Genomic DNA, 19,105 nt, shown 5'->3' on the forward strand with positions numbered 1-19,105 from the left:
ACGAGGGAGATATTGCGATGAGCCTGTTCGACACCATCCTTGGCGCGGCCGGCGGCCACCCCACTGTTGCCAATATGGCGGAAAAGCTCGGCATTGATGCCGGGGTGGCAGAAAAAGCGATCGCGGCGCTTGGCAAAAGCCACACCGAAGATGGCGATACGGTGGAACTGGCTGCCGCGAAAACTGGCCTCGACACCGGCATGCTCGGGTCGATTGTCGAACAGTTGGGCGGTGAAGGATCGTTGACCAAGTTCAACCAGATCCTCAACGAAAACCCGCAGGCCAAGGGAATGTTGGACATGCTGGACCGCGATGGCGATGGCAATCCGTTGAACGATATCGCCGGCATGGCGTCCGGCCTCTTCGGCAAGAAATGATCGTATCCGGTGGCCGGTGGCCGCCGGATACTCTCCGTCAGTGCGCCCTTATGTCCGCGCGCCGGCGATATAGCGCGAGACATTCTTCGCCATCACGTCCAGCGGCGCGTTTCCACCCAACACGACCGCGTCGTTGAACGCCTTGAAATCATAGTCGCCGCCCAGCGCCGACTGCGCCATCGCGCGTTGGCGCACGATCTCGCTGTGACCGACCTTGTAACCGCAGGCCTGGCCCGGCCAGCTGCAGTACCGGTCCACTTCGCTGGCGACTTCATCGGGCTTGCTGCCGTTTTCCCTGACGAAGAAATCAACCGCTTTCTGCCGGCTCCACCCTTTGGAATGAAGCCCGGTATCGACCACCATCCGGCACGCCCGGAACGCGAGTGACTGGAGATAGCCAAGCCGTCCGACCTTGTAATCGTCATAGGCGCCCAGTTCGTCCGCCAGCTGTTCGCCGTACAGCGCCCAGCCTTCGGAAAAGGCGTTGAAAGCCAGGATCGAACGGATCAGCGGCAGGGTGTTGGAATACTCGCCTTCCCACACGTGCCCGGGAATGGTTTCGTGGTAGGTCAAGTCGGCCAGATCGTATTTCCGGTGAAGTTCGGTGGTCCGCAGATTGATCCACATCCGGCCCGGAATGGTGCCGTCCTTGGAACCTGCACCGCCATAGGCTCCCGGCGCGCCAAGTTCCTCAGCAACGGGAATGCGGCGGACTTCCAGCTTGGGGTCGACCAGCGTGTTGAATGCGCGCGGCATCTGCGACCGGATCCAGGCGATGCGGTCCTCGATAAAGGCCATGATTTCCTTGCGTCCCGGGTCACCCTCGGCAAATTTGAACCGTGGGTCGCTGCCCAGTTCGTTCATTCGCGCCCCGACGGTGCCGGACGTGTATCCGAGTTCGCGCAGGATGGGGTCCATCCGTCCGTGCAGCGAAGCAAGTTCGTCGAGCCCTCGCTGGTGCACTTCGTCCGGAGTCAGGTTGGTGGTGGTACTGGCGCGAAGGGCCCAGGCGTAATATTCCTCGCCACGGGGGCGGGCAGAAATGCCGGGCGCCGGTGTCGCCAACTTTTGTTGCCGGTAAAGTTCCGCCAGTTGCGCTTCCAGCGCAGGCGCGATGGCCGTCTTGACGATCGCCGCCGCTTCGTCTGCGCGCGCCTTGCCGAATTGGGATGCTGCCAGCGGAGCGACGAGCGATCCGCCCTCCATGGCGTCCGCCAAGGTGGTCTTCATCTGCGCAACCGCTTTAACCAGCAGGAAGTCCGGCGGTACCACGCCCATGTCCGTGGCGGCGCGCATCCGTTCCAACTCGCCATTCAGCACCGTCGGGACCTGGCTCAGGCGCGAAAGGTAAGCTTCGGCATCGCCCGCATTGTTCAGTGGCTGCGTCGAATCGAAGAACCGCGGCAGGTCGATGTAGGACCCGACATTCTGGATCACTACGTAGGGCGAATTGCGCCAGCTGCCCACCGCCACATCGCCGTAGGGAAGGGCAAAGCCGTCGAGCGCAGTGGCGTAAGCGCTCTCGACGACTTCGAAACTCGTCCGCGTTGCCGGATCGAGCGCGCTGGTATCGGCAGCGCGTACCCGGGCGAGGTCGGCGCGCAAGGTCGCCGCGTAAGCATTTTGCCCAGCGGGCGACTGGTCTTCCATTTGCGAGCGCAGGGGGGCGTATTGGCCGACATCCACGCCAAGCGACGTGGCCCGTTCCGGTTCGTGCGCCAGCAAGTTGTACGCGATATCGTCGAGCAGGTCGGCGCCTGAAAGCGAACCTGGCATCGACGATGCGGTTTGCCGGGCCGTGGTTACGCAGCCGGGCAGGGCGGCAATGGAGACGCCTGCCCCCAATCCGGCGAGGGTCTGGCGGCGGGTGAAGCTGTGCGTTTTCAGGAATGTCATGGGCCATGTCTGACGACGACCCAGCTCCAAGTCAAACCGCGAATGACCAGCTGCGTGAACGTAGCTTCACCTCACGGCAGCTTCAGGCTAAGGCGCGCGGATGGCAACCGACACCGTACTCTCGATCCTGGTCCTGGCCGCGTTTGCGCTGCTGATCGGGGCCTTCGTTTTGTGGCGGCGCGGCGGGCCGAAACGCCAGGTCACGCTGATGGTGATCCTGGCGCTGGTGGCACTGGCCAATGTTGCGATCTGGATAATCCCGGACGAGCGGGGAACGGCCCCGGTCGACCAGCTTTCGCGCTAGCCGTTATTCCGGCAATTGCCAGCGGACCGAGCTTGAGTAGGTTCCGCCGACCTTATCGCCCTTACTGTTGCGCGCCGGTTCGAAGCGCGCACGTTTGCTGATCAGCTCGCAGGTCGCCTGGTCCAGGGCGTCATGGCCGCTCGATTTGGTGATCAGGCAGGATAGCGCCCGCCCGTTGGCACCGACTTCCACCTTGAATCCCGCCGTTCCGGTCAGTTCCCGGTTGATCCAGCTTGACCGGTAATCATTGGTCGTGACCCACGCCCCCGGATCGTTGCGCGGCTTCACCGCGACCGGGTCAAATGTCGGGGCGGTTGCGGACGGGAACGGTTTGGGGGCGCCCGACGGTGCTGGTTTCAGTTCAATCGGGCTGAATGACGGCAGCATGACGGTAGTCGTGTCGATTTGCACCGGGTCGGGATTCAGGTTGGTTGCGCTTGGCGGAGTGTAGATAGGCGGCGACGTGGGCTCCGTAATTTCGGTCCGTTGCGGCTCTGGTTCCGGCGGCGGCGGCGGCGGTGGAGGCAAAGGGATCTGTGTTCCGATCAGAGGCCCCGGTTCGGGCCGATCGAATATCCCCGGCGCCAGTCCCACGATCAGTCCGTAACCGATCACTGCATGGATCGCGCCGACCATGATGATGGCACTTTTGCTGTTCTTGGCGGGAGCTTTGTCGACATAAGCCATTGCGATACCTCTCCTTTGCTTTGCCACTTCGGTTTTCCGACCATGGCACTTCCCATCAGTTGCAATGTTACAACATCACATTTAACGCGCAAGCTTTATCGCGTGGCAAACCGCCACTCAATCTTGAAAGCATTTGGGCTGGAAAAGCTTTGCTCCCAACCGCTTCGAGAAGCGACCGGGTGGCGGAAGCTGGCTTACTTGATCGGACAGTCCGGCGAGAGCCGGAAGTCGAGGTAGTTGTCGACCGAAGCCATCAGTTCTTCCTGTTCATTCTCGAAGAAGTGGTTGGCCCGGGGAATTTCCTCGTGGTGGATCGTGATGTGCTTCTGTGTGCGCAATTTATCGACCAACTTCTGGACGGCTACCGGCTGCACGACCGTATCTGCCACACCCTGGATGAAAATGCCCGACGCGGGGCAGGGGGCGAGGAAGCTGAAATCATACATGTTGGCCGGCGGGGCAATCGAAATGAATCCGCGCACTTCGGGGCGTCGCATGAGCAGTTGCATCCCGATCAGCGCACCGAACGATACGCCCGCGACCCAGGTGGTCTGCGCTTCGGAATGGATCGACTGCACCCAGTCCAGCGCGGCTGCGGCGTCGCTGAGTTCGCCAATCCCGTTGTCGAAGCTGCCCTGGCTGCGTCCAACACCGCGGAAATTGAACCGCAAGGTCGCGAACCCGCGGTCTGTGAAGGTCTTGTACAGTCGCTGGGTGATCCGCTCGTTCATGGTCCCGCCGCCCTGGGGGTGGGGGTGCAGGATCATTGCCACTGGTGCGCGCGGACGCGGGGCAGGGGAGTAACGACCTTCAAGGCGGCCCTCGGGGCCGGGAAAAATTACAGATGGCATTCTTTGGACCTGTCCGAAGTAGGCGGGCGCGGGTAGCGCGAACCGGGTTGGTGGCTATATAGTGACAATCCCGCAATTCGCAATTCCCGCGATTGCTCCCGTGCGATTAGAATGCACCCCGACAGAAGACGAGCCAGCCGATCACCCGCATCTATCTCGATCATGCCGCAACCACACCGATCCGTCCGGAAGCGGAGGCAGCGATGCTGGAAGGCTTTGCGCTGTGGGCCAATCCCTCCAGCCCGCACGCGGAGGGCCGTAAGGCCAAGGCGGCGCTGGAAGATGCCCGCGCGCGCGTAAAGTCGGCACTCGGCTGGGACGGCGAGGTGATCTTCACCAGCGGCGCAAGCGAGGCTGCAGACATGGCGTTGCGCCGCGCAGCGGGCGGCGCGCGGCTAGTCAGTTCGGTGGAACACGATGCAGTCCTGCAAGCGGCACCCGATGCCGAGCGGCTACCTGTAAACAGCAGCGGCGCCCTCGATCTCGACATACTTGCCGAGGCCGTCCAGCGTGAACGTCCGGTAGTCGCGGTGCAGCAGGTCAATTCCGAAACCGGCAACCGGCAGCCGCTCGATGAAGTAGCGCGGCTAGTTAACGGCGCGGGAGGCCTGCTCATCGCGGATTGCGCGCAGGGTGCCGGCAAGATTTCTTTGCCGCCGTGCGACATGGCGATCGTCTCGGCCCACAAGTTCGGCGGCCCGGTCGGAGTGGGGGCGCTATTGCTCAGGAATTTCTCGGTTATCGCGCCCACGGGCGGCCATGAGCGCGGCTACCGGCGCGGAACGGAGAACCTGCCGGCCATCATGGGCATGGCGGAGGCGTTGGAAGCCGGAAGCACTCCCTATGTAGACCCGCAGGTCATGGAACCCCTCGATGCGCTGGCGAAGGAATGCCGGGAACTCGGGGGTATCTGGTTGGCGGACCGGTTGGCCGATCCCACGCCTTATGTCCGCGCGCTCGCAATGCCGCGAATGAGCGGCAGCACGCAGTTGATGCGGTTCGACATGGCGGGGATTGCGGTATCGCAAGGCAGCGCGTGTTCGAGCGGAACGCTGAAGAAAAGCCATTTACTGGAAGCAATGGGCCTCGACGATGATGCGGCGTCGCGTATGATCAGGGTCAGTTTCGGCTGGAACACCTCGCGCGCAGAAGTGGAACGGTTCTGCGAAGTCTGGTCCGATATGGCGAGGGGGGCAGCATGATCTATCTCGATTACCAGGCAACCACGCCTCTCGCCCCCGAAGTGCGCGATGCGATGCTGCGCTGGCTCGATGGGCCGGACGGTGTCGGGTTCGGCAATCCGCACAGCGCCCATGCGATGGGACGCCAGGCGGCGGCGGCGGTGGAACTTGCGCGCGACCGGGTGGCGGCGCTGCTGCCGCCCGGCGGAAAGGTGATCTTCACCAGCGGCGCAACCGAGGCGATCAACACCGTGCTGCGCGGCTCCAAAGGCGATGTCCTGACCTTCGCCGCCGAACATGCTGCCGTGCTCGACTGCAAGCCTGCGGTGGAAGCGCAAGGACGCAAGTTCGAAATCCTGCCAGTCAAATCCGGTGGCCGCGCCGATCTGGTGGAATTGCGGAAGGCGGCCGCGAAGAGGACCGCAATAATTGCCGCTATGCTGGTCAATAACGAGATCGGCGCAATTAATCCGATGGGCGATATTGTAGCCATCGCCCGAGAGGCTGGCGCGCTGGTGCTGTGCGATGCGGTGCAGGGATACGGCCGCATGACCATTCCCGGCGCGGCGGATTTTATCGCAGTTTCGGCGCACAAGATCCACGGTCCCAAGGGCATTGGCGCGCTGTGGATGCGGGACGGACTGAAACTCGATCCTTTGCTGAGCGGCGGGGGACAGGAAGGCGGTCTCCGGTCGGGAACCCTCAGCCCGGCCCTTTGCGCCGGGTTCGGTGCAGCGGCGAAGCTGGCATCGGAGCGGATGCAGGAGGACGCCCGGCATGTGGAAGCACTGTGGACGATTGCCCGCGCCGCGTTTGCCGACTGGACGCTCAACGGGGCGGATGAAGCGCGCTGGCACGGCAATCTCAACCTGAGGCTGCCCGGGCTGGATGTGGCGCGACTGATGTCGGAATGCCGCGACATCTGCTTCTCCGCCGGGTCAGCCTGCGCCAGCGGGTCGGGCCGGCCAAGCCATGTGCTGAAAGCGATCGGACTTGACAGTTCAGCGTCAAAGAGTTCGATAAGGCTTGGATTCGGCCGCTATACGACGCCGGACCAGATCGAGGATGCTGCTGAAAGGCTCAATGCGGCTGCGGCTGCGCAAGTCGTCAAGTAAGGAGCCGGATGGTCAAGGTCAGATTTATCGCCGCCAATGGCACCATCACCGAGGCCGAGGCCGAGGCCGGCATATCCTTGCTCGAAGCGGCGCAGGCCGCCGGTATGCCGCTCGAGGGGACGTGCGAAGGACAGATGGCCTGTTCCACCTGTCATGTGGTGATCGGCGCCGGATGGTTCGACCGGTTGAAAGACTCTAGCGAGGAGGAGGAAGACATGCTCGACCTCGCCGCGGGCGTCACCCGCACCAGCCGCTTGTCGTGCCAGATCCTGCTCGATCCGGAACTTGACGGGCTCGAAGCGCAAATCCCGCCGGAAAGCCGGGACATGCAGCGCCTCTGAACCCGTCCGTCCGAAGGATTCAGCCTTCGCTTCCCAGCACTGGCTCCGCGGTCGAATGCCGTGTCAGGCGCTTGATCGCAAGAATGATCCCGGCAATCGGTAGCGTTACGCTCAGCAGAACGATCAGGGCCGCCATCATCACGCCAAGGATCGAGCCGAGGGAACTGAACGCCCCTTTGACCGGGCCAAGGAAATCGCCGCCGACGGTTTCCGCAGACCGGTAATTGATATCGATCTTGCTGAAGGCGACCCGCCCCTGCATTTCATTGAGCCAACCTCTCGCCTGGTCAATTTCCTCGTTGACCTGCGCTACACTGCGCTCCGCTTCGACCAGCTCCTTGACGGTGCCCTTGCGAGTCTTGAGGACCTGCATCAATCGGTCGCGCAAGGCGGTACGAGTCTCGATCCGGGCCTGGGTATCGATGAGTTGCTTGGACAGCTCATCCGTCGAGATGTTGGCCGCAACCTGTTCGGCTTCGGCATCGGTCGCTTCGTCTTCCAGCAAGGCTCCCACCGCTCGCGCATGGCGGGTCGCGACTGCCAGTTGCAATACCCCGCTCCGGTTGCCGTTCTCAATTTCGCCCGACAGGTTCATCCCGAGGATCTGGCAGCTGGTGGGCCCCTGCTGTTCGCAGATATTCGCATGGCGACGCATCAGGCCGGACATTTCCTGCGCCGGCAGGCGGTACTCGAAGCCATATACATAGGCGAGTTGGGGTAGATTCGGCATTTCCGCCGCATTCGGGTTGCCAGCACTGGCAATTGCGGCCGCTTCCGTCTCTGCTGCCGCAACATTCGCGACGTCAGTCGAAGCGTCGGCCATGATCTCGGAACCGAGATTTTCTTGTTTATTATCAGATGTTTGATCGGAACACCCGGATGCGGTCAAGGCAACCACACCGAGCAGGAGAATCGACTTGTTCAAAATGCGCCTCATTTTGGCCTCCTTTTTGCCATAATCTCGCCACAATTGAGACCATGGATAAGTTTTGGCAAGCGCAAAATGCAAAGAGGCCCTGCCACACGTCGGTGGCAGGGCCTCCAAGACGTTCTAAACATTATAGAACGCCGCGTATTTGAGGATCAGGCCGGTTGGCTGGCCATTTCCTTTACCTTGCTGATGAATGCCTTCGAGAAGGCCGGAATATCATCCGGATTTCGGCTCGTGATCAGGTTGCCGTCTTCCGCAACTTCCTGATCGACCACATTGCCGCCGGCGTTCTTCAGGTCCGTTCGCACGGATGGCCACGAGGTCACGGTCTTCCCGCTGACGAGACCAGCTTCGATCAGCAGCCATGGTGCGTGGCAAATGGCCGCGATTGGCTTCCCCGCACGGTCGAATTCCCGAACAAGATCGATCACCTTGTTATTCATCCGAAGGATGTCGGGGTTCATCTGTCCGCCTGGGAGCAGTAGCCCGTCAAAATCGGAAACCGAAACGTCATCAACTGTCTTGTCGACTGAAACGGATTTGCCCCAATCCTTCTGGTCCCATCCCTTGATTTCGCCCTCTTCAAGGCTGACTACGGTGGTTTCAAAACCGGCGTTCTCGAGATTCGATTTCGGATCGAGCAATTCCGATTGCTCGAAGCCGTCCGTCGCGATGATCATAATGCGTTTTGTCATAGTGAACTCCTTGATTTCTGTTCATTGATCCAACGGGCGGGGACAGCACTATGTTCCGCATTGTTAGGCGGCCCGTGGCGGTGATAGGGCAAACCACATGACCACCATCGATATTGAAAAATCCGGCGACGATCCTGCCGATTCGATCATCAACGAAAGCTTCGATTCCGCGCTATCGGAACGCTATCTCGTCTATGCGATGTCGACGATCACGGCGCGCTCGCTACCGGACCTGCGTGACGGGCTGAAACCGGTCCACCGCCGGTTGCTGTGGACCATGCGGCAGCTGAAGCTGGACCCGACCAACAATTTCAAGAAATCCGCCCGCGTGGTCGGTGAGGTGATCGGCAAATACCACCCCCATGGGGACACCGCCGCCTATGACGCGATGGTCCGGTTGGCGCAGGATTTCGCCCTCAGGTATCCGCTGGTCGAAGGCCAGGGCAACTTTGGCAATATCGATGGTGATAACGCCGCGGCCTATCGCTATACCGAAGCACGCCTGACGCGAACCGCCATGCTGCTGATGCAGGGGCTGGACGAAGGCGCGGCCGATTTCATCCCGACCTACAATGGCGAGGAAGAAGAGCCCGCACTGATGCCGGGGCTGTTCCCAAATTTGCTCGCAAACGGCGCCAGCGGCATCGCGGTGGGCATGGCGACGAACATTCCTAGCCACAATGTCGCCGAAGTGATCGACGCAACATTGGAGCTGATCGATAATCCCCATGTCGAACATTCGCGCCTGATGGAATTGTTCCGCGGGCCGGATCTGCCGACCGGGGGCCTGATTGTGGACAGTCCGCAGGCGATTTCGCACGCTTATGAGACCGGGCGCGGATCGTTCCGGGTCCGCGGGCGCTTCCGCTCGATCGAGGCGGAGACCGAGGAAGATCGTGAAGCGGGGATCGAGCGCCTGGGCGGCGGTCAATGGCAGCTCGTCATCAGCGAAATCCCCTACCAGGTGCAGAAGGGCAAGCTGATCGAGCAGATCGCCCAGCTGATCGCCGACAAGAAGCTGCCGATCCTGGAAGACGTCCGCGACGAAAGCGACGAGGCGATCCGCATCGTGCTGGTTCCGCGCAGCCGCAATGTCGATCCCGAATTGCTGAAGGAATCGATCTACAAGCTGACCGATCTGGAAAACCGGTTTGGGCTAAATCTCAACGTTCTCGATGCCACCCGCACGCCGATGGTGATGGGCTTGAGGGAGTTGCTGGGCCATTGGGTCACCAGCCAGATCGATATCCTGCAGCGGCGCACGCAGCACCGGCTGGACAAGATCGCGGCGCGGCTGGAACTGGTCGAAGGCTACATCATCGCCTTCCTCAATCTCGACCGCGTGATCGAGATTATCCGGACGCAGGACGAGCCCAAACCGATAATGATGGCGGAATTCGCCCTCAACGACCGGCAGGCCGAAGCGATCCTCAACATGCGGCTGCGGTCCCTGCGCAAGCTGGAGGAGATGCAGCTCCGCGGCGAACGCGACGACTTGCTGAAGGAACAGGACGATCTGGAAACACTCCTCGCCTCTCCGGCCCGCCAACGGACCCGCCTGAAGCGGGACCTGACCGCGCTGCGCAAGGAATATGGTGAGGACACACCGCTTGGCCGCCGGCGGACGACAATCGCGGAAGCCGCGCCGACCGTTGAATTCTCCTTTGATGCGATGATCGAAAAAGCCCCGGTGACGGTGATCCTGTCAGCCAAGGGCTGGATCAGGGCCGCCAGCGGGCACGAGCCGCTCGACAAGGAATTCAAGTTCAAGGAAGGCGACGGTCCCGCGTACGCGCTGCACGCCCAGACCACGGACAAGCTGCTTCTCGCGCTCGACAATGGCCGGTTCTACACCCTTGGTTGCGACAAATTGCCCGGTGCCCGCGGGTTCGGCGAGCCGGTGCGCAACATGCTGGATTTCGAGAATGATGCGCAGATCGTCGGGGTCATCGTCCACAAGCCCAAAGGCCAGCTGCTGTTAGCGGCCGCCAACGGCAAGGGCTTCGCAGCGGAAACCGACGAACTGCTCGCGGAAACCCGGAAGGGCCGGCAGGTCGTCAACCTGAAGGACGCCAACCGGTTGGTGGTCGTGTCCGAAATTGCCGCCGAGCATGATCATGTCGCAGTCGTGGGGGACAACCGGAAGCTGGTGATTTTCAGTCTGGACGAGCTGCCGATCCTCGGGCGCGGGCAGGGGGTGACCCTGCAACGCTACCGTGATGGGGGAATGTCGGACGCGATCACCTTCACGCTGGAGGACGGACTCAGCTGGGCCATGGGCGGCGACACCGGGCGGACACGGACCGAAAAGGAAGTCTGGCAATGGAAAGTCGCGCGCGGCGCCGCTGGCCGAATGCCGCCGCAGGGTTTCCCGCGCGACAACAAGTTCTGACAAAGGAAAAGGGCCGGTACGGATTTTCATCCATACCGGCCCTCCCTTGCGACCCGATTGGCTCGGGTTTCAACCAAATATGATTAGCTTGCGGCTGCTGGTTCTGCCTGTCCTGCAGCGGCCTGGATCTGGTCCATCGTAAACAATGTAATCAGTGTGCCCGCTGGATTGACTGCGAAATGTTCGCGTTTCATGGCAACCGGACCGGTTTCGAGCTTGAGGACGACGTTATCGCCTTCGACTGTCTCGACAGTACCGACCATGACATCACTTACCGAATGGACCATCGCACCAGGGACCAACGCTGCATCGCGCTGGGCCGTTGCTGCGGCGATCTGTTCGTCCAGCATCGCGTTAATCTGGGCTTGGGTCGCCGTAATGCTCGGGCCCTTTTCCCCGGTTCCGAAAACGTCGGCTGGCAGCGGTGCCTTATGCTTGCCGGTATCCACGGTAACAATACCACCGGCAATCGATTCCACTGTGCCAACTACATTGCCTTCGGGACCGTAAATTGTTGCGCCGACAGTTGGCTCGCTAGTCTGAGCCAGCGCGGATGCCGCAGAAAATGCCAGTAGACTGGCCGCGGCGAATTTCATGAACTTCATCATCTCACTCCATAGATACTTGCATTCATTGCCCGGAAACCTGGAACTGTAGAGTTCCAACTGGAAACCGGCTTAGGATGGGATCGCATATTCTCGATACGGGGTTGCCCCCAAAATCAGCCCGTCAGGATCGAACGGACAAACACGCTCACCAGTACCGGAGATTTTCTCCGGCCCAGTGGCTCAACCCCATCCATCGGGATAGGGCGGAGCAACTGGCCACCTTGTATGCAATATAACCTGAAGCTGGGGTGAAGGGTTCCCACGGAACCTCCCCGGTAGCCCTAAACTGCGTTCAGTTGGGCCGACCGCGCGATTGACGGCGTGCGCCGCCGCCACTGGCCCCGCCCCCGCTCGGGCGAGGACCGTTATTCGGGCGCGCTGCGGCAACCGGATTGGTTACCGGACCGCGTCCGCCGTCCCTGCGGCCGCCACCACGAGCTCCGCCGCCAGTGCCTTCCCCGCTCCGTTCACCGGTCCGCGGACCTCGGTTGTCGCTCCGGTTATCGCTCCGGCCACGGCCCTGACTGCCACCGCCGTGTCCGCCGCCCTGGCTGCGGCCACGGCCCTGGCCGCCTCCGCCTGCACGGCCGCCGGGTGCCCGTTCCGCGCCGGAACGCTTGGGGGCAGGGGCCGGCAATGTCTTTGCCAGCATCTGGAAGTTTTCCGGCAGCGGCATCGGAGTGAGTTTTACCCCGGTCAGCCGCTCGATGCCCTTGATGAAGGGTTTCTCGTCAGCCGCGATATAGGCGATCGCGACCCCGTCCGCCCCGGCACGGGCCGTCCGGCCGATCCGGTGGACATATTGCTCCGACACATTGGGAATTTCGAAATTGAACACATGGCTCACGCCGGTCACGTCGATGCCGCGGGCTGCGATATCGGTGGCAATGAGCACCGGCACGGAGCCGTTGCGGAATCCGTCCAGCGCCCGCGTACGCTGGGCCTGCGATTTGTTGCCGTGGATGGCGGCGGCGTTGATACCGGCGGCAACCAGATGGCGAACGACCTTGTCAGCGCCGTGCTTGGTACGGGTGAATACCAGGCTCTTGTCGATGGTCTTGTCATCCAACCCGGCCTTCAGCGTGAGCGTGAGCAGCGCCTGTTTTTCCGCCTGGTTGATATAGATACCGTATTGCTCGACCCGTTCAGCGGTGGTCGATTGCGGTGAAACCTCCACCCGGACCGGGTTCTTGATGAAGCGCTTGCCGAGTTCGGCAATCGACTGCGGCATGGTGGCGGAGAAAAACAGGCTCTGCCGGTCTTCGGGCAACATGGCGGCAATGCGCGCCAAAGGCTTGATGAAGCCGAGATCCATCATCTGGTCGGCTTCGTCGAGAACGAAAATTTCCACGTGGCGCAGTGTCAACGCCCGCTGTTCGATCAGGTCGAGCAGGCGGCCGGGAGTGGCCACCAGCACGTCGGTCCCTCCGACGAGCTTGCGAGCCTGCTTGCTGGCTGGAACGCCGCCGAATATGCACTGAACCGACAGGTTCAGGTACTTGGCATAACCTTCCATGTTATCGGCGATCTGGGCCGCGAGTTCGCGCGTTGGCGACAGCACGAGCATCCTGCAGCCCGACGGAAAGCGGCCGGTTGGCTTTTCCGCGAGGTAATGAAGCGACGGGAGGGAGAATGCCGCGGTTTTACCGGTACCGGTCTGGGCAATACCCAGCAGGTCGCGGCCTTCCATCAGCGGCGGGATCGCCTGCTTCTGGATCGGCGTGGGTTCCGTATAGCCCTTGGTTTCGAGCGCACGAAGAAGTGGTTCGGCAAGGCCGAGTTGTTTGAAATAAGACATAAAAATACTTTCAGGACGCGCCAGACGGATCCCGCCAAAAAAAAGGGGATTCCGGGCGCAGAGTTTGGGTCTGCGACCCAAGCGTGAAAAGGGAAGCTTAGCGAATAACGCTTGCCGTGCGTCGGCTGCGGGACTTCTGCCATTTTGTGCGGCGAAGTTCACGCTTGCAGCCGAGTGCGCATCCTCATGATGCGCCGGACGTCGGAGGCCATGTAGGGCTGAATGTGTGAATAAGCAATGAAATAACGAATGCGGGACTTATTCTTTCACCATTTCCTCATCGAGAATGGCGGAAACCCGCGCTGCGTCGGGAAAATCCTCGTCCAGCCAGCGGCGCTCGACACTCTGCAGGATGCGCGCAACAGAAGGACCTGCCTGCACTCCGCGCCTGACGATTTCCCCACCCTTGATCGGCAGCTCAGGTGCGTCCCAGCCAATCACGGGAGTGGGATCACCGCCGGTAAGCAATAGCCGGTCGACCGCGCAATCGGTTCCTTCGCGGTAGGCAAGGGCGCGCGGATTTTCGCCGTCCCCAAAAGTTCGCGCTGCCACGCATGAGAGGCGTTCGCGCTGGTTCCGTGAGAGGCGCAGGCGCGTGGTCACCGCGCCGGCAATCTGGGGCAACGCGGGCAGCAGCGCGGCAAGCCGGCGCATGGCATCGGGCGGGACACCGTAGCGCTGTTCGGCAGCGATCAGGTTAGCCAGCGCCTCCAGTTCGTGCCGTCCGCATTCCGGAAGTACGACTTGCAAAACCCCCAGCCTGTGCATTCGCGTCACGGTAGGCGAGGGATCGGGTAAGCCGAGCAAATTTTGCAACTCCCAGCCGACCCGCTCGCGTGACAGCCCCTTCAAGGTGGCGGCCAGTTCGGCGCAGGCAGCCTCGGCTTCGCTGTCCAGTTCGGCACCGAAACGGGCCTCGAAGCGAAAGTAACGCAGGATCCGCAAATGATCCTCGCGAATTCGCTGGCGTGCGTCGCCGATAAAGCGGACGCGGCCAGCCTTGAGGTCCTCCCTCCCGCCGAAATAGTCCGCGATTTCGAGCGTTACGGGGTGCGCGAACAGCGCGTTGATGGTGAAATCGCGCCGCGCCGCGTCGTCGCGCCAATCCTGTGCAAAGCTGACCGTCGCGCGCCGCCCGTCGGTGGATACATCGCGGCGCAGCGTGGTGACTTCCACGTTGCTGCCGTCCATCAGCGCGGTGACGGTGCCATGCGCGATGCCGGTGGGAATGGTGCGGATGCCAGCTGCTGCAAGGCGCTCGACTACATCGGTGGGGGGCAGTGTGGTCGCCGCGTCGATATCATGGACATCTTCGCCAAGCAGCGTGTCGCGCACCGCGCCGCCGACCCAGCGGACGTTCTCCGTACCGAGTGCGGCAACCAGCGCGGCGAGGTCCCTGCGCTGGGTCCAGGGCACCGGCGGGAGACGCTCAGTCATGCAGCACCGCGTGGTGGGGTATGCGCCGCGACAAATTGGCGATAATCGAAGCGGTGATACCCCAGATCCGGCGCCCTTCCCACGGAATTTCCAGATAGTCCCGCGGCTGGCCCTGCCAGATTGCGCTCTGCGGAACATGGTTGGCCGGGTCGAGAATGAACCGCAGCGGTATCTCGAACCAGTCGGATACCTCGGCCGGATTGGGCAGCAGCGGCAGGTCGGGCGGCAAGGTGGCGAGCACCGGGGTTACGTCATACCCGCTACCGGTGCCAAACCGATCCGTCGCCCCGATTACCCGGACATCGCGGGACCGGATGCCCAGTTCCTCGTGCGCTTCCCGCAAGGCAGCCTCGATAGCGTTCTCGCCCGGGTCGATCTTGCCGCCGGGAAACGCGACCTGCCCGGGGTGGGCGCGCATATCCTCGGGCCGGTGGATCAGCAGCACGCCGGGCTCTTCCCGCTCGGTTACCGCGATCAGCACCGCAGCGGGACGGGGGGTGCCGCGGGGGCCGAGATGGGCGTCATCCCGCAGGTCCGGCAATTCGAGGCCATGCCCGCGATCGAACAGCGCGCTCAGGTGATCGAACAGCACACTCATGACGGCTGCAACGCGAAATTGGTGCCTTGGCTGCGAACGGTCCAGTCGTCTCCGCGCGCCAGCGCGATAGCTAGCAGCTGCTGATACGTGCTGCGATTGAGCCGAGCCTCCAGCCCGCGCCGGACGGTCACGTAGATACCGGGTGTCTCGGGATCGCCGCGTGCGGTGATCGGGTTGTCCGGCCCGGCAATTACGAGTTCGTCGGTGTTGATACGGAAGCCGAGGCCGCCATCGACTTCCGACACGTCGACCGCGATAAACGCGGCGTCCACGACCTCGATGGAGAGCTTCTCGAACGGCGTGACCAGCCAATGGCGGCCCTCTGCGTCGCGAGTCAGGAGGCCGGCGAACGCCCGGACCATTGCCGGCCGCCGGATTTCGCCGCTATCGTGAAACCAGGTCCCGTCAGCGGCAATGCGCATCAGGCTGTCGCCGGTCTTTTGCGGCGACCAATCCTCCACCGGGGGCAATTTGCGCTGTTTCACCTGCTCGGCAATCTGCGCGAGCGTAAGGCTGGCAAGTTCGGGCGGGGCTTCGTAGGGCATCCACCGTCAGATGGCAGAGGGAGGGCGGCCATTCAATCCCGCCGCATGAATAAGCCTACTGGGCACCCCACGGCCCGAGCATGCCGGTCTTTGGCAGCACCGCGGGATTTTCACACCTGAGCAGCAGCCGTTCGCGGTCGAAAGGGCCCGGGCAATACCAGTCGCCGGTATGTTCCGCGCTGAACCCGAAGAAGCGTCCGTAATATTCCTCGTCGCCAATCAGTATCTGCGGCAGCGGATTTGCTGTGTCGAGCGCCCCGAGAGAGGCCAGCATCAGTGCCTTTCCGTACCCTTCCTGCTGGCGTTCGGGCAGCACGGCCACCGGACCGACCATCAACATCGGATGGGCGCGCCCTTCGGGGTCGGTGAGGGCGACAGGCCACAACTGGATCGTCCCGGTCAGATAGTCCTCGTCATCGAGCGCTGCGAAACTGAGGGCCGGAAGCCAGTCGGTGCCTTCGCGCATCCGGTAGGCGGTGCGGGCGTGCCGATCCGGCCCGAATGCGCGGTCGAGCAAATCTTCGATCATCGCGGGATCGACATTGGCGAGGGGAACGATTGTTGGCATTTTTGCTCCGGAATGGAGCGCGCCGATAGGGCGCTGCCGACGCGGTGTCGACAGCAATCGAACTATCAGTGCGTCATGCGCAAATTGTCAGCCTGGTCACGCCGGAGGAGCTAGCCGCAGCAGACGACCGTTCTCGGTGTCTTCAAGCACCCAGATTGCCCCGTCCGGCCCTTGCACGATCTGCCGAATGCGTTCGCCCATGTCATAGCGGGCAACTTCGGTCGCTTTCTCGCCGTCGATCGATACATGGATGATAGCCTCGGTCTTCAGCCCCGCAATCAGCGCATCGCCGCGCCATTCCGGGAACATGTCACCATTATAGAAAATGAAATTTCCGGGCGCGATTACCGGGGTCCACTGGATCGCCGGTGCGGCGAATTCAGGGCGCGTGGAATGGTCGGGGATCGGATCATTGTCATAATGAATGCCGTCCGAGACAATCGGCCACCCGTAATTGGCCCCCTGCTTGACCAGGTTGAGTTCGTCGCCGCCCTTGGGACCATGTTCGAGATCCCACAACCGGCCTTGTTCGTCGAACTGCATGCCGAGAATATTGCGGTGGCCGTAAGACCAGATTTCCTGGCTTACACCGCCCCGGTCGGCAAACGGATTACCGGGTGCCGGCTCTCCGTCCAGAGTCAGGCGAACGATCGAACCGAGGTTGTTCGACAAATCCTGCGCAGGCTGCATTTTCTGCCGGTCACCGCTCGCCACATACATATACTGACCGTCTGGCGAAAAAAGGATCCGGTGCGAATAATGGCCGCGGCCGGTGACCTTCGGGGACTGCCGCCAGATCACTTCGAGGCCCTTGATCGCGCAGGACGTTCCGGCGCTGCAATCCAGTGTTCCCTTGCCGACCACAGCACCGCGTGTGTCACCTTCGCCCGCCTCCGCCCAGCTGAGATAAATCGCCTTGCTCGAAGCGTAATCGGGACCGAAGGCAATATCGCCGAGACCGCCCTGGCCGCCGTAATCCACCGTGGGGACGCCCGTGACGTTACCTGTGGTTCCGCTCGCCGGATTATAGAACTTTACCGTCCCTGCCTTTTCGGTCACGAAAAGTACGCCGGTACCGGGCTCGAAGGCGGCAGCCCAAGGCTCGGCAAAGGTGCCATGTTCACTGACCGCGAAGGCGCCCGAATTCTCGGAGATGCTTTCCACTGATGTCTGTGCGCCGCAGCTTGCGAGAGGCACGCTTGCCATGGTTAGAGCGAGGGCGATGAATCTGATGTCTGACATGTCCATACTCTCCGGAACACCCGAGGGCTGCTTTGGTGCCGGGGATATTATCCTCGGCGTTGATGAAGCGGGCCGCGGCCCGTTGGCAGGACCGGTTGTGGCTTCTGCCGTCGCGTTATGCAAGCCGCGGCCGGGCGGGCTGGACGATTCCAAGAAGCTAACTGCCATTAGGCGCGGCGAACTCGACCTGACGATCCGCCGCCGGTGCGCATGGGCGGTCGGCGTGGTCGATGTGGAAGCTATCGATCGGCTCAATATCCTCGGCGCGACGATGCTGGCGATGACGCTGGCGGTCCAGCGTTTGTGCGAGGCGCTGGGGCGCGAACCGGCGCGTATCCTGATTGATGGCAATCTTACCCCGGCCGGGCGGGCCGAGGGCTGGCGGTGGCAGGGTACGCCTATCATTGGCGGCGATGCGATCGAACCGTGTATTTCGGCGGCTTCGATTGTTGCCAAGGAATGGCGCGACCGGATCATGCTGACGGCTGCACGGGACCATCCACAATATTGCTGGGACCGGAACAAGGGATACGGAACGCGGGATCATCTGGCGGCGCTGCAGGAACACGGACCGTGCGCATTGCACCGCCGCAGTTTCGCCCCGGTCGCGCAGATGATGCTGCTCTGACTAGCGAAGGATTTCGCGGGCTTCCGCGGCGATAACTTCCGCGATTGCGGCGTATGCTCCGGCAAAGGCCGCGCCTTCGCGCCACACCGCCGCGATTGAACGGGTAGCCGACCAGTCCTCGATCGCAAATCGCCGCACCATATCCTCGCCGCCGGTTTCGGATCGTAGGTACAATTCGGGCAGGATCGCCAGGCCGAGCCCTGACCCGGCCATCTGGCGCAGGCTATCGAGGCTGGTACCCTCGTAATCGCGCATCAGTTCCGCGCCCAGTTCCCGGCAGATATCCAACGCCTGCCGATGAAAGTGATGCCGCCTGTCAAGGCTCAGTACGGGTTGCCCGGCAAAGTCCGATGATCTCAGTCCGTCGATACAGTGCAGCGGATGATCCGGCGCGCCGACCAGCGAAAGCGGTTCCCGGAACAGAGGTTCGACGTGCAGGCCGCCGCCCGCAACCGGCAAAGGGGCGAGCACCATGTCCAACGTACCGCGGGCCAGTTCCGCGAACTGGTCGTCCGGGATGCCTTCGCGGATATACATCCTCAGCAACGGGTTCTCGCGGTGCAGGCGAACCACCGCCGGCGGTATGAGGTACGGTCCAAGCGTCGGCGATACACCGAAGCGGATCGTGCCTACCGCGCCAGTGCGGCTCTGCTCCGCCAGGTGCCGGATCTCGCTGACGTCCATCAGCATCCGCCGCGCGCGGGCGGCGATCTCACGCCCGATGGGGGTCAGGCGGAGCGGCTTGCCGCGCTCGACCAGCTTGACCTGCAGTCGTTTTTCAAGGGCTTTCAACTGCTGGCTCAACGTCGGCTGGGTCACGGGAATGCTCGCAGCGGCTCTTCCGAAATGCCCCGTATCCTCCAGCGCGACGAGGTATTCCATTTGGCGAAGAGTCGGCATGATAGATACAG

General features: G+C 62.3%; 20 protein-coding genes. 7 read left to right on the plus strand and 13 right to left on the minus strand.

Annotated features, from left to right (window positions below; translation table 11 throughout):
- Positions 1-17 precede the first annotated feature (17 nt).
- On the plus strand, positions 18-377 hold the full coding sequence (locus GRI65_RS12415) for a hypothetical protein (RefSeq protein ID WP_160756876.1): 360 nt from the start codon (positions 18-20) through the stop codon (positions 375-377).
- 48 nt (positions 378-425) lie between these two features.
- Here GRI65_RS12415 and GRI65_RS12420 read toward each other — a convergent pair whose 3' ends face one another.
- Complete coding sequence (locus GRI65_RS12420; RefSeq protein ID WP_160756877.1) at positions 426-2,273, minus strand: DUF885 domain-containing protein; 1,848 nt, start codon at positions 2,271-2,273, stop codon at positions 426-428.
- A gap of 100 nt (positions 2,274-2,373) precedes the next feature.
- On the opposite strand from GRI65_RS12420, the gene GRI65_RS12425 reads away from it, so the two are divergent.
- Complete coding sequence (locus GRI65_RS12425) at positions 2,374-2,577, plus strand: hypothetical protein (RefSeq protein ID WP_160756878.1); 204 nt, start codon at positions 2,374-2,376, stop codon at positions 2,575-2,577.
- A 3-nt stretch (positions 2,578-2,580) separates the two neighbouring features.
- Here GRI65_RS12425 and GRI65_RS12430 read toward each other — a convergent pair whose 3' ends face one another.
- Positions 2,581-3,264 carry a TonB family protein gene (locus GRI65_RS12430; protein ID WP_160756879.1) on the minus strand — a complete coding sequence of 228 codons (684 nt, stop codon included), beginning with the start codon at positions 3,262-3,264 and terminating at the stop codon, positions 2,581-2,583.
- Positions 3,265-3,458: 194 nt separating this feature from the next.
- Entirely contained in the window at positions 3,459-4,115 is a 657-nt protein-coding gene (locus GRI65_RS12435; RefSeq protein ID WP_160756880.1) for an alpha/beta hydrolase, read from the minus strand.
- 203 nt (positions 4,116-4,318) lie between these two features.
- Here GRI65_RS12435 and GRI65_RS12440 point away from each other — a divergent pair, with 203 nt between their 5' ends.
- From GRI65_RS12440 to GRI65_RS12450, 3 genes are read left to right on the plus strand one after another with little or no spacing between them, the layout of a single operon-like run.
- The gene (locus tag GRI65_RS12440) at positions 4,319-5,317 is read left to right on the plus strand and encodes a cysteine desulfurase family protein (protein ID WP_232844124.1); all 999 of its coding nucleotides are present in this window, start codon (positions 4,319-4,321) and stop codon (positions 5,315-5,317) included.
- Positions 5,314-6,411, plus strand: coding sequence for a cysteine desulfurase family protein (locus GRI65_RS12445; protein WP_160756881.1), 1,098 nt, complete (start codon positions 5,314-5,316; stop codon positions 6,409-6,411). Before GRI65_RS12440 ends, GRI65_RS12445 begins: the two co-directional genes overlap by 4 nt.
- A gap of 8 nt (positions 6,412-6,419) precedes the next feature.
- Positions 6,420-6,752, plus strand: a complete 333-nt coding sequence (locus GRI65_RS12450; RefSeq protein WP_160756882.1) for a 2Fe-2S iron-sulfur cluster-binding protein — start codon at positions 6,420-6,422, stop codon at positions 6,750-6,752.
- Positions 6,753-6,771: 19 nt separating this feature from the next.
- Here GRI65_RS12450 and GRI65_RS12455 read toward each other — a convergent pair whose 3' ends face one another.
- Both GRI65_RS12455 and GRI65_RS12460 read right to left on the minus strand, forming a co-directional pair.
- On the minus strand, positions 6,772-7,575 hold the full coding sequence (locus tag GRI65_RS12455; RefSeq protein ID WP_160756883.1) for a DUF4349 domain-containing protein: 804 nt from the start codon (positions 7,573-7,575) through the stop codon (positions 6,772-6,774).
- A gap of 260 nt (positions 7,576-7,835) precedes the next feature.
- Entirely contained in the window at positions 7,836-8,378 is a 543-nt protein-coding gene (locus tag GRI65_RS12460; protein WP_160756884.1) for a type 1 glutamine amidotransferase domain-containing protein, read from the minus strand.
- Between the two features lie 97 nt (positions 8,379-8,475).
- Between GRI65_RS12460 and parC the strand changes: the two genes are divergently transcribed.
- A complete protein-coding gene (parC, locus tag GRI65_RS12465) occupies positions 8,476-10,770 on the plus strand; it encodes a DNA topoisomerase IV subunit A (protein WP_160756885.1) in 2,295 nt (764 codons plus the stop codon).
- Between the two features lie 83 nt (positions 10,771-10,853).
- Here parC and GRI65_RS12470 read toward each other — a convergent pair whose 3' ends face one another.
- The 7 genes from GRI65_RS12470 to GRI65_RS12500 all read right to left on the minus strand — a co-directional run bounded on the left by GRI65_RS12470 (position 10,854) and on the right by GRI65_RS12500 (position 17,566).
- Complete coding sequence (locus tag GRI65_RS12470; protein WP_160756886.1) at positions 10,854-11,375, minus strand: hypothetical protein; 522 nt, start codon at positions 11,373-11,375, stop codon at positions 10,854-10,856.
- 295 nt (positions 11,376-11,670) lie between these two features.
- Positions 11,671-13,176, minus strand: coding sequence for a DEAD/DEAH box helicase (locus GRI65_RS12475; protein WP_160756887.1), 1,506 nt, complete (start codon positions 13,174-13,176; stop codon positions 11,671-11,673).
- A 258-nt stretch (positions 13,177-13,434) separates the two neighbouring features.
- Positions 13,435-14,613 carry a CCA tRNA nucleotidyltransferase gene (locus GRI65_RS12480; RefSeq protein WP_160756888.1) on the minus strand — a complete coding sequence of 393 codons (1,179 nt, stop codon included), beginning with the start codon at positions 14,611-14,613 and terminating at the stop codon, positions 13,435-13,437.
- On the minus strand, positions 14,606-15,211 hold the full coding sequence (locus GRI65_RS12485) for a CoA pyrophosphatase (RefSeq protein WP_160756889.1): 606 nt from the start codon (positions 15,209-15,211) through the stop codon (positions 14,606-14,608). The genes GRI65_RS12480 and GRI65_RS12485 overlap by 8 nt, the downstream gene beginning before the upstream one ends.
- Positions 15,208-15,756: a DUF1285 domain-containing protein gene (locus GRI65_RS12490; RefSeq protein WP_160756890.1), complete on the minus strand. Its 549-nt coding sequence runs from the start codon at positions 15,754-15,756 to the stop codon at positions 15,208-15,210. Before GRI65_RS12490 ends, GRI65_RS12485 begins: the two co-directional genes overlap by 4 nt.
- Before the next feature lie 55 nt (positions 15,757-15,811).
- On the minus strand, positions 15,812-16,324 hold the full coding sequence (locus tag GRI65_RS12495; RefSeq protein WP_160756891.1) for a GNAT family N-acetyltransferase: 513 nt from the start codon (positions 16,322-16,324) through the stop codon (positions 15,812-15,814).
- A 96-nt stretch (positions 16,325-16,420) separates the two neighbouring features.
- Positions 16,421-17,566, minus strand: a complete 1,146-nt coding sequence (locus GRI65_RS12500) for a PQQ-dependent sugar dehydrogenase (RefSeq protein ID WP_160756892.1) — start codon at positions 17,564-17,566, stop codon at positions 16,421-16,423.
- Between GRI65_RS12500 and GRI65_RS12505 the strand changes: the two genes are divergently transcribed.
- A complete protein-coding gene (locus tag GRI65_RS12505) occupies positions 17,556-18,194 on the plus strand; it encodes a ribonuclease HII (protein ID WP_232844125.1) in 639 nt (212 codons plus the stop codon). The two genes, GRI65_RS12500 and GRI65_RS12505, sit on opposite strands and share 11 nt — an antisense overlap.
- Here the strand turns inward: GRI65_RS12505 and GRI65_RS12510 are convergent, their stop codons facing one another.
- On the minus strand, positions 18,195-19,076 hold the full coding sequence (locus GRI65_RS12510) for a hydrogen peroxide-inducible genes activator (RefSeq protein ID WP_232844126.1): 882 nt from the start codon (positions 19,074-19,076) through the stop codon (positions 18,195-18,197).
- Between the last annotated feature and the right edge of the window lie 29 nt (positions 19,077-19,105).

This window comes from Allopontixanthobacter sediminis, assembly GCF_009828115.1.
Taxonomy (GTDB): Bacteria; Pseudomonadota; Alphaproteobacteria; order Sphingomonadales; family Sphingomonadaceae; genus Allopontixanthobacter; species Allopontixanthobacter sediminis.

Bases quoted from the DNA above. Each gene is read 5' to 3' on its own strand.
- parC (WP_160756885.1), top strand. From the start codon at position 8,476: ATGACCACCATCGATATTGAAAAATCCGGCGACGATCCTGCCGATTCG.
- GRI65_RS12415 (WP_160756876.1), top strand. From the start codon at position 18: ATGAGCCTGTTCGACACCATCCTTGGCGCGGCCGGCGGCCACCCCACT.
- GRI65_RS12480 (WP_160756888.1), bottom strand. From the start codon at position 14,613: ATGACTGAGCGTCTCCCGCCGGTGCCCTGGACCCAGCGCAGGGACCTC.
- GRI65_RS12490 (WP_160756890.1), bottom strand. From the start codon at position 15,756: ATGCCCTACGAAGCCCCGCCCGAACTTGCCAGCCTTACGCTCGCGCAG.
- GRI65_RS12485 (WP_160756889.1), bottom strand. From the start codon at position 15,211: ATGAGTGTGCTGTTCGATCACCTGAGCGCGCTGTTCGATCGCGGGCAT.
- GRI65_RS12425 (WP_160756878.1), top strand. From the start codon at position 2,374: ATGGCAACCGACACCGTACTCTCGATCCTGGTCCTGGCCGCGTTTGCG.
- GRI65_RS12505 (WP_232844125.1), top strand. From the start codon at position 17,556: ATGTCTGACATGTCCATACTCTCCGGAACACCCGAGGGCTGCTTTGGT.
- GRI65_RS12440 (WP_232844124.1), top strand. From the start codon at position 4,319: ATGCTGGAAGGCTTTGCGCTGTGGGCCAATCCCTCCAGCCCGCACGCG.
- GRI65_RS12475 (WP_160756887.1), bottom strand. From the start codon at position 13,176: ATGTCTTATTTCAAACAACTCGGCCTTGCCGAACCACTTCTTCGTGCG.
- GRI65_RS12500 (WP_160756892.1), bottom strand. From the start codon at position 17,566: ATGTCAGACATCAGATTCATCGCCCTCGCTCTAACCATGGCAAGCGTG.
- GRI65_RS12495 (WP_160756891.1), bottom strand. From the start codon at position 16,324: ATGCCAACAATCGTTCCCCTCGCCAATGTCGATCCCGCGATGATCGAA.
- GRI65_RS12430 (WP_160756879.1), bottom strand. From the start codon at position 3,264: ATGGCTTATGTCGACAAAGCTCCCGCCAAGAACAGCAAAAGTGCCATC.
- GRI65_RS12510 (WP_232844126.1), bottom strand. From the start codon at position 19,076: ATGGAATACCTCGTCGCGCTGGAGGATACGGGGCATTTCGGAAGAGCC.
- GRI65_RS12445 (WP_160756881.1), top strand. From the start codon at position 5,314: ATGATCTATCTCGATTACCAGGCAACCACGCCTCTCGCCCCCGAAGTG.
- GRI65_RS12470 (WP_160756886.1), bottom strand. From the start codon at position 11,375: ATGAAGTTCATGAAATTCGCCGCGGCCAGTCTACTGGCATTTTCTGCG.
- GRI65_RS12420 (WP_160756877.1), bottom strand. From the start codon at position 2,273: ATGACATTCCTGAAAACGCACAGCTTCACCCGCCGCCAGACCCTCGCC.
- GRI65_RS12450 (WP_160756882.1), top strand. From the start codon at position 6,420: ATGGTCAAGGTCAGATTTATCGCCGCCAATGGCACCATCACCGAGGCC.
- GRI65_RS12435 (WP_160756880.1), bottom strand. From the start codon at position 4,115: ATGCCATCTGTAATTTTTCCCGGCCCCGAGGGCCGCCTTGAAGGTCGT.
- GRI65_RS12460 (WP_160756884.1), bottom strand. From the start codon at position 8,378: ATGACAAAACGCATTATGATCATCGCGACGGACGGCTTCGAGCAATCG.
- GRI65_RS12455 (WP_160756883.1), bottom strand. From the start codon at position 7,575: ATGGCCGACGCTTCGACTGACGTCGCGAATGTTGCGGCAGCAGAGACG.